10 protein-coding genes, 1 tRNA gene and 1 pseudogene are annotated in these 14409 nt (G+C 69.7%); 7 read left to right on the top strand and 5 right to left on the bottom strand.

Features of this window, described 5'->3' with window-relative positions:
- Positions 1-197: 197 nt before the first annotated feature.
- Together RCR19_RS07510 and RCR19_RS07515 are read left to right on the top strand one after the other, a co-directional pair.
- Positions 198-1448: an MFS transporter gene (locus RCR19_RS07510; RefSeq protein WP_331264410.1), complete on the top strand. Its 1251-nt coding sequence runs from the start codon at positions 198-200 to the stop codon at positions 1446-1448.
- Positions 1449-1637: 189 nt separating this feature from the next.
- Positions 1638-1808, top strand: a pseudogene (locus RCR19_RS07515) (integrase); the annotation flags it as partial.
- Positions 1809-2201: 393 nt separating this feature from the next.
- Here the strand turns inward: RCR19_RS07515 and RCR19_RS07520 are convergent.
- A tRNA-Leu gene (locus tag RCR19_RS07520) sits at positions 2202-2286 on the bottom strand.
- A 99-nt stretch (positions 2287-2385) separates the two neighbouring features.
- Complete coding sequence (locus RCR19_RS07525; protein WP_331264411.1) at positions 2386-2832, bottom strand: MarR family transcriptional regulator; 447 nt, start codon at positions 2830-2832, stop codon at positions 2386-2388.
- A 61-nt stretch (positions 2833-2893) separates the two neighbouring features.
- On the opposite strand from RCR19_RS07525, the gene RCR19_RS07530 reads away from it, so the two are divergent.
- Positions 2894-3832: an LLM class flavin-dependent oxidoreductase gene (locus RCR19_RS07530; protein ID WP_331264412.1), complete on the top strand. Its 939-nt coding sequence runs from the start codon at positions 2894-2896 to the stop codon at positions 3830-3832.
- Here RCR19_RS07530 and RCR19_RS07535 read toward each other — a convergent pair.
- The 3 genes from RCR19_RS07535 to sucC form a co-directional block, all read right to left on the bottom strand.
- Positions 3822-5363 (bottom strand): aldehyde dehydrogenase family protein, encoded by a 1542-nt coding sequence (locus RCR19_RS07535; protein ID WP_331264413.1) that lies wholly within the window; start codon positions 5361-5363, stop codon positions 3822-3824. The genes RCR19_RS07530 and RCR19_RS07535 overlap by 11 nt on opposite strands.
- Before the next feature lie 147 nt (positions 5364-5510).
- The gene (sucD, locus tag RCR19_RS07540; RefSeq protein WP_331264414.1) at positions 5511-6443 is read right to left on the bottom strand and encodes a succinate--CoA ligase subunit alpha; all 933 of its coding nucleotides are present in this window, start codon (positions 6441-6443) and stop codon (positions 5511-5513) included.
- Between the two features lie 11 nt (positions 6444-6454).
- Complete coding sequence (sucC, locus tag RCR19_RS07545; RefSeq protein WP_331264415.1) at positions 6455-7585, bottom strand: ADP-forming succinate--CoA ligase subunit beta; 1131 nt, start codon at positions 7583-7585, stop codon at positions 6455-6457.
- A gap of 189 nt (positions 7586-7774) precedes the next feature.
- Here sucC and RCR19_RS07550 point away from each other — a divergent pair, with 189 nt between their 5' ends.
- The 4 genes from RCR19_RS07550 to RCR19_RS07565 all read left to right on the top strand — a co-directional run bounded on the left by RCR19_RS07550 (position 7775) and on the right by RCR19_RS07565 (position 14408).
- The gene (locus tag RCR19_RS07550; protein WP_331264416.1) at positions 7775-9463 is read left to right on the top strand and encodes a thiamine pyrophosphate-binding protein; all 1689 of its coding nucleotides are present in this window, start codon (positions 7775-7777) and stop codon (positions 9461-9463) included.
- 12 nt (positions 9464-9475) lie between these two features.
- Positions 9476-10705 carry a formyl-CoA transferase gene (frc, locus tag RCR19_RS07555; protein ID WP_331264417.1) on the top strand — a complete coding sequence of 410 codons (1230 nt, stop codon included), beginning with the start codon at positions 9476-9478 and terminating at the stop codon, positions 10703-10705.
- Positions 10706-10709: 4 nt separating this feature from the next.
- Positions 10710-12899 carry an acetate--CoA ligase family protein gene (locus RCR19_RS07560; RefSeq protein WP_331264418.1) on the top strand — a complete coding sequence of 730 codons (2190 nt, stop codon included), beginning with the start codon at positions 10710-10712 and terminating at the stop codon, positions 12897-12899.
- A gap of 120 nt (positions 12900-13019) precedes the next feature.
- Positions 13020-14408, top strand: a complete 1389-nt coding sequence (locus RCR19_RS07565; RefSeq protein WP_331264419.1) for an OFA family MFS transporter — start codon at positions 13020-13022, stop codon at positions 14406-14408.
- Position 14409 lies beyond the last annotated feature (1 nt).

The following is a 14409-nucleotide window of genomic DNA, read 5'->3' on the forward strand; positions in this document are numbered from 1 at the left end:
GTAATTCTCGGCACGCACAGTCTCCCGTTGCGACATACGTCACTCTGTGCGCCGCCCCGCCCAGGAATGCGGAGCCCTCCGGCTGTGCTGTGTTCAAGGGGGTCGGCAGGCCGACCCTCCTTTTCCTGTGCCCGGGCGACGAGGCCCGGCGCGCAAACCCGATACACCCACCCCTCCCGGGAAGGTTCCCCTGCGCCATGCCCCTGGCTCTGCTGGCCCTGGCTCTCGTCGCGTTCGGCATCGGGACGACCGAGTTCGTCACCATGGGGCTGCTGCCCCAGATCGCTGACGGTGTCGGCGTGTCCGTACCGCACGCGGGTAACCTCGTCTCCGCCTACGCGCTCGGTGTCGTCGTCGGCGCGCCCCTGCTGACCGGCATCGGCGCCCGCATACCGCACAAGAGACTGCTGCTGCTCCTGTCCGGACTGTTCGTCATCGGCAACACCGCCTCCGCACTCGCCCCCGGTTTTGGTCTGCTCTTCGCGGCGCGCGTCCTCTCGGGCCTGCCACATGGCGCCCTGTTCGGCGTCGGCGCCGTCGTCGCCTCCCGGCTGGTCGCGCCCGACCGGGCGGCCCGTGCCGTCTCGACCATGTTCCTCGGGCTGACAGTGGCCAATATCATCGGTGTTCCCGCAGGTACCGCCCTCGGCCAGCAACTCGGCTGGCGGTACGCGTACATAACGGTCGCCGTCATCGGCGTCCTGGCGTTCGTCGCCCTGTCCTTCCTGGTCCCGCACCAACCGCGCGGCCCGCAGTCGGGCATCAAGCACGAACTGCGCGCCATGGGCAACAGGCAGGTGGCGCTCGGCCTGGCCACAGCGGTCATCGGGTTCGGCGGATTCTTCGCCGTCTACAGCTACCTCGTGCCGATGCTGACCCACCTCACAGGGATCTCCGACTCCTCCACCACCCTGGTTCTCGCCCTGTTCGGCGTCGGCATGACGCTCGGCACCCTCGTAGCGGGCCCGCTCACCGACCGGGCGCTGCGCCCGACGCTCTACGTCGGGCTGACCCTGCTCGCCGTAGCGCTGGGGACCTTCTACTTCGCAGTTCACAGCACGGTGCCCGCGCTCGTGACCCTCACGCTCATCGCCGCGCTGAGCGCGCTGATCACCACACCCGTGCAGATGCTGCTGATGGCCAAGGCGGACAAGGCACCGACGATGGCGGCGGCCTCGAACCACTCCGCGTTCAACCTGGCCAACGCGGGTGGCGCCTGGCTGGGCGGCCTGGTCATCTCGGCCGGCTGGGGCTGGGCCTCGCCCGCACTGGTCGGCGCGGCCCTGGCCCTGGCCGGCCTCGGCCTCGCCATCACTGGCGGCATCATGGACCGGGGACCTCGCCGCTCCGAGGTCGTCATCTCGTCCCCGCGCGACCCCGAACACCAAGAGGCCCGGACCAGAAGGGCTGCACCGGCCTCGACGCAAGGGGACTCGGCCACCTCCTGACCGGCTGGTCAGCCACTCCCGCGCACCGGTCTGCGCCCTACGCCCACAGCAGGCCCAACACCCCGTGGGGCCACTGCCACTGGACCTCTGGGGTTCGCAAAGTCATCACTGCAGGAGAGCCTGCGTGCCGAGCCCTCGGCCGTGGCTGAGACGGTGCACGGGTGATCACCTCGCTGCCGTACCGGGGTACTGCGACGGCAACTCGCCAGTCCGATCCGCTACGAGACCGCCGACCGGTTCTGGCCGGCCGCGCTGTCGTCGCTGATACCGCGCCGCCGCTGGAGCAGCCTCTTCCCGGTCACGCCGGGGACGCTACTGGCCTGGCAGCGAAGACTGATCGCCAGAAAGTGGGACTACTCCGGCTGACGCCGACACCGCGGGGTGCCGAGGCCAAGCCCGGCAGGCAATCAAGGAATGCGAGCGGCGCCTCGCCCCGCTACCAGGCCGCCCTGGAAGCCGGAGCGAACCCAGCCGTCGTCACCCAGTGGATCAACGAAGCACAACGAGACAAGGAAGCGGCGCAGAGGAAGCTCGGCACGCTGCCCGCCATCACCCGGAAGGCGGAACCACCACTCGCCAACGACGAGATCCGGGCCCACGACCGAGAGACTTGGAGACATCGCACAACGCATCCGCGCTGCCGACGCAGAGGAGAAACGGCCACTCTACGAAGCCCTGGACATCACCATCGGCCGGAAACATACAGAGAGGACCGCGACCGTAAGGTCGAGGCCCTCGCTTCGTTGCAATGAGTGTCCGAGGGGGGACTTGAACCCCCACGCCCGATAAAGGGCACTAGCACCTCAAGCTAGCGCGTCTGCCATTCCGCCACCCGGACCAGGTGTCTGTCGCCTTGCCAGGGGTCTTCCCCTCGGCGACACGGACAACAATACCAAGGTTTCGGAGCGCCCTTCACCTGCGTTTCCGCGCTGCCGGGTCAGTCGTCGGCACCCTCCGCCACCAGCAGCCGCAGGGCGTGAACGAGGGTGGCGGCCGTCTTTTCGTCCAGTGGAGCGAGGAAGTGCCGCTCCACCGTCCGGCGGGCCTCCTCCCCCCGGCGCAGGCACTCCGCGCCCTCCTCGGTCAGCTCGATGATGTTCTTGCGTCGGTCGTGCTCGCTGCGTCTGCGCCGCACCAGACCGCGCTCCTCCAAGGTGTCGATCAGCACGACCATGGTGGTGCGGTCCACGCCGAGGCGCGCGGCGACCTCGATCTGGGAGAGCGGCTCCGCGCCGGCGAGGACCACCAGGACCGCCAGCTCATGGCCGTCGATCCCGAAGGGGGCGAGCGCCTCGGCCGAGGCGCGGGTCAGCCGCAGCTGGGCGTGCTTGAGCAGATAGCCGAGCCGTGACTCCAGGGGTGTGGGGGTGCGCTCATCAGCCATGACCAGAACTGTATCCATTCCTGATGGTCAGTACTCCTGATGATTGGCTAGGCTGACGGTCATGACGACTGTGTGTTTCGGCATCAAGACCGCGCCCATGCATGTCTCCTACGACGACATCCGCCGCGTCTGGCGGGAGGCCGACGCCGTTCCCGAGATCGAGGACGCCTGGCTCTGGGACCATCTGCTCCCGCTCATCGGACCGAAGGACGGACAGGCGCACGAGAGCTGGACCTTGCTCGCCGCCCTCGCCGCGCAGACCGAGCGGCTACGGCTCGGTGTGCTGGTCACGAGCAATCGGATCCGCCCACCCGCGGTGCTCGGCAAGATGGCCTCGACCGTGGACGTGATCTCCAACGGGCGGCTGGTGCTGGGCGTCGGCGCAGGCGGCACGCACCAGCCCGCGGGAGCGGGGGGAATCCCCGGCGACAACCCGGCGGTCGCCGAGTACGAGGCGTACGGGCTCGCCCTGGTCCCGCCGGCCGAGGGAGTCGCCCGGCTCGACGAGACCGTGCGGATCCTGAGGCGGATGTGGACCGAGGACGTCTTCGACTTCTCCGGGCGCCACTACCGGCTGAAGGGCACCCGATGCGAGCCCAAGCCCGTGCAGCGTCCCGGGCCGCCACTGCTGATCGGCGGCTGGGGCACCCGTCTGCTGCGGGTGGTCGCCGAGCACGCCGACATCTGGAACGTACCCGGCCCGCCGCACAACGGCCTCGAGTTCATCGCCGAGCGCGGGCGGGTGCTGGACGCCCACTGCGCCGACCTCGGACGGGACCCGCGCGAGATCACGCGCTCGGTGCAGGTCCTCGTCTCGTACGACGACCCGGCCGCGACACGCGCCACTGTCGACGCGCTCGTCGCGGCCGGGATGAATCACATCGTCCTGAACCTGCCGCGGCCCTACCCGGTGGGTGTGGCCCGATGGCTGGCCGACGAGATCATCGCCGGGCGGCGGACACAAGAAGCGAATGCCGCCCGGCCCGGGCTCACGGCATGAGCTGGTACTCCGGGAAGTTCCCGGGCAGCTTCTCCCCCGCCGGCCCCTGCGTCACCGCGCGCACCAGCAGTTCACCGCCGACGAACGCGCCGCGCCAGGAGGCGCCGAAGCCGCCGAAGAGCTCGTCGCGGTCACCACGCGAGCGGGGCTTGCCGTGGCCGACCTTGAAGGCGCGGATCTGCGGGGCCAGGCGGTCGAACGTCTCACGGTCGTCCGTGGAGAGCGTGGCGACCAGAGCGCCGTTCGAGGCGTTCATCGCCGCCAGCAGTTCCGCCTCCGTGTCGACCAGGACGATCGTGTCGACCGGGCCGAACGGCTCCGCGTGGTGCAGAGGGGAGGACGGGGGCGGGTTCAGCAGAGTGACCGGGTGGACGTAGGCCGAGGTGTCCTGGCCCGGCAGGAAGCGCGCGTCCTCGGGCCGCCCCCGGTGCAGGGGAACCGCGCCGCGGTCGATCGCCTCCGCCACCTGGTCGTTGAGCTCCTTGGCCTTGGCCGCATTGATCAACGGGCCGAAGTCGAGGCCGGGGAAGGCGTCGTCCCGCTGCTCCACCGCCAGCGGGTGGCCCACCCTGAGGGTGCGGACGGCCGGCAGGTAGGCCGCGAGGAACTCGTCGAACAGCTCGCGCTGGACGACGAAGCGGGGATACGCCGTGCAGCGCTGCTTGCCGTAGTCGAAGAGTTTGGGGATGACCGCCGTGAGCGACTCCCAGTCCGAGTGGTTCCAGATGCCCCAGGTGTTGAGGCCCTCTTGTTCGAGGATGTGCCGCTTGCCGAGGTCGGCGACAGCCGTGGCCACCGCGGCGCCCGTGTCGCGGCCGCCGACGAAGGACACGCAGCCGATCTCCGGCGCCCGCACCAGCGCCTCGGACAGCTCGCCGCCGCTGCCGCTGACGAGGGTGACGGGGATGCCCTCGCGTGCGGCCAGCGCGCAGGCCAGGGTCAGGCAGGCGACACCGCCGTCGGTCGGGGTCTTGGCGATGACCGCGTTGCCTGCCAGGGCCTGGACCAGCATCGCGTGGACCAGGACGCTCATCGGGTAGTTCCAGCTCGCGATGTTCGAGACCGGGCCGTCCAGCGGGACTCGGTCGCCGATCATCGGTTCGATTCCGTCGACGTACCAGCGCACGCCGTCGATGGCCCGGTCCACGTCGGCCTGGGCCAGCCGCCAGGGCTTGCCGATCTCCCAGACGAGGAGAAGGGCGAGCAGCTCGCGGTGCTCGGTGAGCGCGTCGAGGGTCGCGGCGACACGGGCCCGGCGCTCGGCTGGTGGCACATGGCGCCAGGCGCGGTGCTGGTCGAGCGCGGACTGCACGGCCCGGCGCGCGGTCGCCCGGTCCAGACGGGGCGGACCCGCGATGGGGCTGCCGTCGACGGGACTGGTGCCGGGCAGGGCCCGGCCGTCCGCCTGCCAGGAGGAGTCCCAGAGATTGAGGACGCGATCGTCCCGGAAGGCCTCGGGGGCGACGGCGAGGCAGCGCTGCCAGGCGTCGGCCCAGGACGAACCGGGCTTGAGGGTGAGGGTGGGTGCCATCGGGTTGCTCCGCTCTCGGTGCACAGTCGGGGGCGGGGGATGCATGGCTCGTCCGCGCACATGATCAACAGTGATCACACATGCCCGTACGCGAACGTCGTACCTGGACGCTAGTCAGGTGCCGGAACACCTGTAAGTCACCTCACGTCAACTATGAGTGACGTCACGTCCCTCTTCCAGCAGTGCGAGTACCAGGTGCGCCGTCTCGGTCGGGGTACCGCCCACTTTCACCCCTACCCCTTCCAGCGCTTCCTTCTTCGCCTGCGCGGTGCCCGAGGAGCCGGAGACGATGGCTCCGGCATGCCCCATCGTCTTGCCCTCGGGTGCGGTGAACCCCGCGATGTAGCCGACCACGGGCTTGGTGACGTGGTCGCGGATGTACGCGGCGGCCCGTTCCTCGGCGTCGCCGCCGATCTCGCCGATCATCACGATCAGATCGGTGTCGGGGTCCGCCTCGAAGGCGGCGAGGCAGTCGATGTGGGTGGTGCCGACGACGGGGTCACCGCCGATGCCGACACAGGTGGAGAAGCCGATGTCGCGCAGTTCGTACATCAGCTGGTACGTCAGCGTGCCGGACTTCGACACCAGGCCGATGCGGCCGGGCTCGGTGATGTCCGCCGGGATGATGCCGGCATTGGACTGACCGGGGGTGATCAGGCCGGGGCAGTTGGGGCCGATGATCCGGGTGCCCTTCGACGCGGCGTACGCGGTGAAGGCGACCGAGTCGTGGACCGGGATGCCCTCCGTGATGACCACGGCGAGGCCGATGCCGGCGTCGGCGGCCTCCATGACCGCGGCCTTGGCGAAGGCGGGTGGTACGAAGACGACGGTCACGTCCGCGCCGGTCGCCTCCATGCCCTCGCGCACCGAGCCGAACACGGGGACCGTACTGGGAGCACCCGCGAGGCCGTTCAGACGCTCGGGGACGTCGAAGTCCACGGTCCTGCCCGCCTTGCGCGGGTTGACTCCACCGACGACCTCCGTGCCTGCCGCGAGCATGCGGCGGGTGTGCTTCATGCCCTCGCCGCCGGTCATGCCCTGGACGAGGACCTTGCTCTCCTTGGTGAGGTAGATGGCCATGGCGGGCTCCTTCAGTCGGCTGCGGCGAGTTCGGCGGCCCGGCGCGCGGCGCCGTCCATGGTGCTGATCTGCTGGACGTAGGGATGCGCGCGCTCCTCGAGCAGCGCCCGGCCCCGGGGGGCGTTGTTACCGTCGAGGCGGACGACCAGCGGCTTGGTCAGCTGCACCGCGTCCAGCGCCTGCACGATGCCGTCGGCCACCGCGTCGCAGGCGGTGATGCCTCCGAAGACGTTCACGAAGACCGACTTCACGGACGGGTCGGAGAGGATGACGGACAACCCGTCGGCCATGATCTGGGCGGAGGCGCCGCCACCGATGTCGAGGAAGTTCGCGGGACGCGCGCCGCAGCCCGCGACCACGTCGAGCGTCGACATGACGAGGCCCGCCCCGTTGCCGATGATGCCCACCTCGCCGTCCAGCCGGACGTAGTTGAGGCCCTTGGCGGCGGCCTCCGCCTCCAGCGGGTCGTCGTGCTCCGCGTCCTGTGCGCCCCATCGCGCCTGCCGGAACCGGGCGTTGTCGTCGAGCGTGACCTTGCCGTCGAGCGCGAGGATGTGTCCCTGTTCGGTACGCACCAGCGGATTGACCTCGACGAGCACGGCGTCCTCGCGGACGAGTACCTCCCAGAGCCGTACGAGCACGTCCACGGTCTGCGGCGGCAGACCCGCCGCTTCGGCGATCTCGCCGGCCTTGGACGAGGTGACGCCCTCGGCCGGGTCGATGGGCACACGCGCCACCGCCTCGGGCCGGACGGCGGCGACCTCCTCGATCTCCGTGCCGCCCTCCGCCGACGCGATCGCCAGGAAACGCCCCGCGGCCCGGTCGAGGACATAACTCACGTAGAACTCGCGCTCGATGTCGACCGGTTCGGCCACCATCACCGTGCCGACGGTGTGCCCCTTGATGTCCATGCCGAGGATCCGGCGCGCGGTGAGCTCGGCGTCGGCCGGGTCGGCGGCGAGCCTGACACCACCCGCCTTGCCACGGCCGCCCGTCTTCACCTGCGCCTTGACCACGACCCTGCCGCCCAGCCTGCGGGCGATCTCGCGTGCCTCCTTGGGCGAGTCCGTGACCTCGGCCCTCGGCACCACGATGCCGTACTCCTGGAAGAGGGCCCTTGCCTGATGTTCGTACAGGTCCATTTCGGCTCCTGTCTGCGAAGTCTTCGCGACGTCATCGCGAGTCCGGAACTGACGATGACTGAAAAGTGCCGCACGCCCCCTGGACACCGCCCATCGGATGCGGGATAACAAGCTTCATACAGTATTCGTCGACTGTATGCAATGTACCGTCCCGCTCGTTCCGACCCTACGAAGGGAGAGGGCTTCGCCATGTCCGAAGGCATCGACCGGCAGCTCGTCCCCGGTGGGCGCGTGATCGCCAGGGCGCTCGGGGCGCAGGGTGTCGAGGTCGTCCACACCTCACGCGGCAGCCGCATCGGCGGCCTCCACGAAGGCTGCGTGGACGAGGGCATCGAGGTCGTGCAGCTGCACAACGAGCAGGCCGCGACCCACGCGGCGGACGCACATGCGCGCATCACCGGCACCCCCGGTTGTGCCGCCGTCACCGCGGGACCCGGTACGACCGCCGCACTCCCCGGTGTGGCCACCGCCTCGCGTGCACAGTCACCGCTGCTGCTGATCGGCGTCCAGGGCGCACTGACCGGGGACGGCGGGGGAACACGGCAGGATCTGGCGCGCATCGGCATGCCGGCGTCCTTCACCAAGTACGCGGCGAGCGTGGTGGACACGGCGCATGCGGCGCAGGAGGTGTCGTCGGCGCTGCGCGCGTGTCACCACGGCGAGCCCGGACCCTCCTACCTGGAGATACCGCTCCATGTCCTCGACGCCGGGGCGCCGTCGGCGGCGCCGCACGTCCCGCAGGACGAGCTCCACCGCGCCCCGACGCGCCCGGCCGCCGACCCCGGGGCCGTCCGGCGGCTCGCCGACCTGTTCGTGCACGCCGAAAGGCCGGCGATCCTGCTGGGCCGTCAGGTGTGGACGACACGGGCCACCGATGCCGCGGTCACGCTCGTCCGCTCGCTGAACATCCCCGCCTACACGGACGGCGCGGCCCGCGGCACCCTGCCGCCGGGCGATCCGCACCACTTCCGGCTGTCGCGGCTCTACGCCCTCGCCAACGCCGACGTCATCGTCGTCGTGGGGGACGCACCCTTCGACGTCCCGCGGGGACGAGGAGGGCGACCGGCCACGCAGGCGACCGTCGTGCGGATCGACCACGCCCCCCGGATCGTCGGCGCGCACCAGGACCTCGGCCCCGCGATCGTCGGGGACGCGGGAGAGGTCCTTGCGTCCGTGGCACAGGCCGCCTCGGGGCGTAGCGGCGACGGGGCGTACCGGCGCAAGGAATGGCTCGACGAACTGCGCACCGCGGAACGAACCGCGTACGAGAGGCGGTTGCCGCAGTTGCGGTCGGACGCCCGGCCCATCCACCCGTACCGGCTGCTGCACGAGATCGACGGCTTCCTCACCGAGGACTCCCTCTGCATCACCGACGGCGGGGGCATCGCCCTCTGCTCCGAGCAGATCGTGCAGCCACGGTCACCCGGCCACTGGCTGGATCCAGGCCCGTCGGGCACGCCAGGCGTGGGCATCCCCTTCGTCCTCGCAGCCAAGCGGGCCCGGCCCGACAAGGAGGTCGTCGCCCTCTTGGGCGACGGAGCCCTGTCCGTCACCGGCTGGGACTTCGAGACCCTCGTCCGCCTCGATCTCCCCTTCATAGGCATCGTCGCCGACAACTCCGCGGCGTACCCGCCCCCTCGGACCGAACGCGCCGGACGCGACGGGGAGCCCACCGAGGCAGGCGCCCCGCTCACCGGCCTCCCCTACGACACCTTCGCGCGGATGCTGGGCGGCTACGGCGAAGCGGTCCGCGACCCGGCCGACATCGGCCCCGCCCTGCGGCGCGCCCGCGCGTCCGGGAAGCCCTCGTTGCTCGACGTACGGATCGACCCGCACGCGTACGCCCCCGGAATCCCGAACCAGACCGTGGACAAGTGAGGAGCGCTTGACATGACAAAGGCTCTCGAAGGCATCCGTGTCCTGGACATGACCCACGTTCAGTCCGGGCCCTCCGCAACCCAGTTGCTCGCCTGGCTCGGCGCCGACGTCGTCAAGCTGGAGGCGCCCACGGGTGACATCACCCGCAAGCAGCTGCGCGACCTGCCGGACGTCGACTCCCTGTACTTCACGATGCTCAACTGCAACAAGCGGAGCATCACCCTCAACACCAAGACCGAGCGCGGCAAGCAGCTCCTCACCGAGCTGATCCGGCGCTCCGACGTCATGGTCGAGAACTTCGGACCGGGAGCGGTCGACCGCATGGGCTTCTCCTGGGACCGCATCCGGGAGATCAACCCGCGCATCGTCTACGCCTCCATCAAGGGGTTCGGCGAGGGCCCGTACACCAACTTCAAGGCCTATGAGGTCGTCGCACAGGCCATGGGCGGCTCGATGGCCACCACGGGGTTCGAGGACGGGCCACCGCTCGCGACAGGGGCCCAGATCGGGGACTCCGGTACGGGCGTGCACGCCGTGGCGGGGATTCTCGCCGCTCTGCTCCAGCGGGAGCACACCGGGCGTGGGCAGCGGGTCAACGTGGCCATGCAGCACGCCGTGCTGAATCTGTGCCGGGTCAAACTGCGGGATCAGCAGCGCCTGGCGCACGGACCGCTCGCCGAGTATCCCAACGAGGACTTCGGCGACGAGGTGCCGCGCTCTGGCAACGCGTCCGGGGGCGGTCAGCCCGGCTGGGCGGTCAAGTGCGCGCCGGGCGGGCCGAACGACTACGTGTACGTCATCGTCCAGCCCGTCGGCTGGCAGCCGCTCAGCCGGCTCATCGGCCGCCCCGAACTGGCGGACGACCCCGAGTGGGCGACGCCGGAGGCGCGGCTCCCCAAGCTCGGCAAGATGTTCCAGCTGATCGAGGAGTGGTCCTCGACGCTGCCCAAGTGGAAGGTGCTGGAGCGGCTCAACACCCACAACATCCCGTGCGGGCCCATCCTGTCGACCAAGGAGATCATCGAGGACGCCTCGCTGGTCGCCAACGAGATGGTCGTCACCGTGCCGCACCCGGAGCGGGGCGAGTTCAAGACCGTGGGCAGCCCGCTGAAGCTCTCCGACTCCCCTGTCGAAGTGACCGGTTCGCCCCTGCTCGGCGAGCACAACGAAGAGATCTATATCGGCGAACTCGGCCTGGGGGACGAGGAGTTGCGTCTGCTGAAGTCGAACGGAGTGATCTGACGTGATGGCCGAGGACCGGATGTCGAGGGTGCGATCGCTCCTCGACACCGTGCGGGCACAGGGACGGACCGCGCTCACCGCGCCCGAGGGCAAGGTGATCGCGGACGCCTATGGCATCGCCGTACCGGGTGAGGAACTCGCCACGGACGTCGAGGAGGCGGTGGCGCACGCGGCGCGGTTCGGCGGGCCCGTCGTCATGAAGATCGTCTCGCCCGACATCCTGCACAAGACGGACGCCGGTGGGGTCAGGGTCGGTGTCGAGGGCGCCGCGGACGTGCGCGCCGCCTTCCACGAGATCGTCGCCAACGCCAAGGCCTACGACGCCGCTGCCCGTATCGAGGGCGTCCAGGTGCAGGAACTGCTGCCGCAGGGCCAGGAGGTCATCGTCGGCGCGGTGACCGACCCCACCTTCGGCAAGGTCGTGGCCTTCGGCCTCGGCGGCGTGCTCGTCGAGGTGCTCAGGGACGTCACCTTCCGGCTCGCTCCGCTCGACGCCGACGAGGCGCTGTCCATGCTGGACTCGATCCGCTCGGCGGAGATCCTGCGCGGGGTGCGCGGACTGCCGGCCGTGGACCGGTGGGCGATCGCGGAACAGATCCGCCGGGTCTCCCGGCTCGTCGCGGACTTCCCCGAGATCGCCGAGGTGGACCTCAACCCGGTGATCGCCACCCCCGAAGGCGCGATGGCGGCCGACATCCGCGTGATCCTCTCCGACGCACCGGCGAAGCAACGCCGCCGCTACACACGCGCCGAGATCCTCACATCCATGCGCCGGTTGATGCAGCCGTCCTCCGTGGCCGTGATCGGTGCCTCCAACGAGCCGGGCAAGATCGGCAATTCGGTCATGCGCAATCTCATCGACGGCGGCTTCTCCGGGGAGATCCATCCGGTGAACCCCAAGGCCGATGACATTCTCGGCCGCAAGGCGTACAAGAGTGTCACGGACGTTCCCGGTGAGGTGGATGTGGCGGTCTTCACCATCCCCGCCCAGCGCGTGGCCGCCGCGCTGGAAGAGGTGGGACGCAAGAAGATCCCCAATGCCGTTCTCATTCCCTCCGGGTTCGCGGAGACCGGCGAGCACGAACTGCAGGCCGAGATCGTGGCGATCGCCGAACGGCACGGCACCCGGCTGCTCGGGCCGAACATCTACGGCTACTACTCGACCTGGAACGATCTGTGCGCCACGTTCTGCACGCCCTACGACGTGAAGGGCGGGGTGGCGCTGACCTCGCAGTCCGGTGGCATCGGGATGGCCATCCTCGGCTTCGCCCGCACCACCAGGACAGGCGTGTCGGCGATCGTGGGGCTCGGCAACAAGTCGGACCTGGACGAGGACGACCTGCTGACGTGGTTCGGCGAGGACCCGCACACCGAGTGCATCGCGATGCACCTGGAGGACCTCAAGGACGGGCGCGCCTTCGTGGACGCCGCACGCGCGACCGTGCCGAGGAAGCCGGTCGTGGTGCTGAAGGCGGGCCGCACGGCCGCGGGCGCGAGGGCCGCCGGCTCGCACACCGGGGCGCTCGCGGGCGACGACGCCGTGTACGACGACATCCTCCGCCAGGCCGGCGTCATCAGGGCTCCCGGACTGAACGACATGCTGGAGTACGCGCGCGCGTTGCCGGTGCTGCCGACCCCGAAGGGCGACAACGTCGTGATCATCACCGGTGCCGGCGGCAGCGGTGTCCTGCTCTCCGACGCGGTCACCGACAACGGCCTGTCCCTGATGGAGATCCCGCCCGACCTCGACGCCTCCTTCAGGAGGTTCATCCCGCCCTTCGGCGCCGCAGGCAACCCGGTGGACATCACCGGTGGCGAGCCGCCGTCGACGTACGAGGCCACGATCCGGCTGGGCCTGGAGGACCCGCGCATCCACGCGCTCGTCCTCGGCTACTGGCACACCATCGTGACCCCGCCCATGGTGTTCGCCGAACTCACGGCGCGCGTGGTGGCCGAGTTCCGGGAGCGGGGCGTCGAGAAGCCGGTGGTCGCGTCGCTGGCGGGTGACGTCGAGGTCGAGGAGGCCTGCCAGTACCTCTACGAGCGAGGGGTCGTGGCCTACCCCTACACGACCGAGAAGCCGGTGGCCGTACTCGGCGCCAAGTACCGCTGGGCGCGTGCCGCGGAGCGGCTGAGGGCCGCGGGCTCTTCCGCCGTGGCGGGAGACGGGCGGGCGTTGGGGGGCGGGTCATGACGTGACAGATGCGGGGACGGCCGACGGTGCGCGTCGGCCGTGCCCCGGGCCCGTGCGCGCACGAAAGGCATTTGGACAGGGGGCGCTGGCCAGATCTTTCGACGCAAGGGGTACTGAACAATGGCAACCACGGATTATTCGGCGTCCGTCCCCTACAGGGAGGTGGCGGACCGCAACGGTCGTGTGTACCGGATCGGCGAGTCGGACATCGACATCATGGGCCGACCACGGAGGTGGATGGTCATCCTGCCCTGGGTGGGCATGATGGGCATCAGTTCCGCCGAGTACGCGTTCACATCGGCCGAGGACACGCTCCACGAGGCTCATCTGTGGAGCAGTGGACACATCTTCTGGCTCATGGGCGTCTGGATATTCTTCCAGGCGGCCGTGGCCTTCCCCGCCGGTCAGCTGCGGGAGAGCGGCAAGCTGCCCGCCCGCACGGCCATGCTGATCGGCGCGGTCGGCACGATGCTGGGCTACGTCTCGCTGGCCTATGCACCGAACGTGATCGTCGCCTACCTGGGCTTCGGCATGTGCAGCGGTATCGGAGCCGGTCTCGTCTACGCGACCTGCGTGAACATGGTCGGCAAGTGGTATCCGGAACGCAAGGGCGGCAAGACGGGCTTCGTCAACGGCGGATTCGCCTACGGCTCCGTGCCGTTCGTGTTCCTGTTCACGTCGTACATGAACCTGAGCAACTACCAGACGGTGCTCGCCACGGTGGGTGTCGGGTTGTGCCTCGTGGTGGCCTCCGCGGGCTGGTTCTTCAAGGACCCGCCGAAGAACTGGTGGCCCGCGACCGTGGACCCGCTGAAGGCGACCGACGACCCCCGCATCCGCCGGGCCCTGGAGAAGAATCCTCCGGCGATCAAGCAGTACACGCCGCGGGAGGCCGCACGGACCCCGGTGCTGTGGATGATGTGGTTCTGCCTGCTGTGCACGGCCGGCATCAACATCTTCGGCATCGCCTTCCAGGTCCCGTTCGGCAAGGACATGGGCTTCGCGGGCGGCATCGTGGCAACGGCGATGTCCCTGAAGGCCATCGTCAACGGCACCGGACGCGGTGTCATCGGCTGGATATCGGACCGCTACGGGCGCCGCAACACGCTGATCATCGTGTGCATCGTGCTCGGCACCGCACAGTTCGGCGTGCTGGTCTCCGGCCAGATGGGCAGCATGCCGTTCTTCCTGTTCTGCTCGATGGTCTCCGGCTTCGGCGGCGGAGCGATCTTCCCGCTCTTCGCGGCCATGACCGCGGACTACTTCGGTGAGAACAACAACGCCAGCAACTACGGCATGGTCTACAGCTCCAAGCTGATCTCGGGCCTCGTCGGCTCCGGCATGGGCTCGGTCGTCGTAGGTGCCTGGGACTACCACGGCGCCTTCGTCCTGGCCGGCTGCATCGGCCTGGCCTCCGCGGTTCTGGCGCTCTTCCTCAAGGCCCCGGGCAGGCCCAACGCCCGGCGCATCGTCCCCAATTCGCAGCCGCTCGGCGAGGAGATGGCCTGAT

This window comes from Streptomyces sp. WAC07094 (assembly GCF_036320405.1).
Lineage (GTDB): Bacteria > Actinomycetota > Actinomycetes > Streptomycetales > Streptomycetaceae > Streptomyces > Streptomyces lannensis.

Bases quoted from the DNA above. Each gene is read 5' to 3' on its own strand.
- RCR19_RS07510 (WP_331264410.1), top strand. From the start codon at position 198: ATGCCCCTGGCTCTGCTGGCCCTGGCTCTCGTCGCGTTCGGCATCGGG.
- RCR19_RS07525 (WP_331264411.1), bottom strand. From the start codon at position 2,832: ATGGCTGATGAGCGCACCCCCACACCCCTGGAGTCACGGCTCGGCTAT.
- RCR19_RS07530 (WP_331264412.1), top strand. From the start codon at position 2,894: ATGACGACTGTGTGTTTCGGCATCAAGACCGCGCCCATGCATGTCTCC.
- RCR19_RS07535 (WP_331264413.1), bottom strand. From the start codon at position 5,363: ATGGCACCCACCCTCACCCTCAAGCCCGGTTCGTCCTGGGCCGACGCC.
- sucD (WP_331264414.1), bottom strand. From the start codon at position 6,443: ATGGCCATCTACCTCACCAAGGAGAGCAAGGTCCTCGTCCAGGGCATG.
- sucC (WP_331264415.1), bottom strand. From the start codon at position 7,585: ATGGACCTGTACGAACATCAGGCAAGGGCCCTCTTCCAGGAGTACGGC.
- RCR19_RS07550 (WP_331264416.1), top strand. From the start codon at position 7,775: ATGTCCGAAGGCATCGACCGGCAGCTCGTCCCCGGTGGGCGCGTGATC.
- frc (WP_331264417.1), top strand. From the start codon at position 9,476: ATGACAAAGGCTCTCGAAGGCATCCGTGTCCTGGACATGACCCACGTT.
- RCR19_RS07560 (WP_331264418.1), top strand. From the start codon at position 10,710: ATGGCCGAGGACCGGATGTCGAGGGTGCGATCGCTCCTCGACACCGTG.
- RCR19_RS07565 (WP_331264419.1), top strand. From the start codon at position 13,020: ATGGCAACCACGGATTATTCGGCGTCCGTCCCCTACAGGGAGGTGGCG.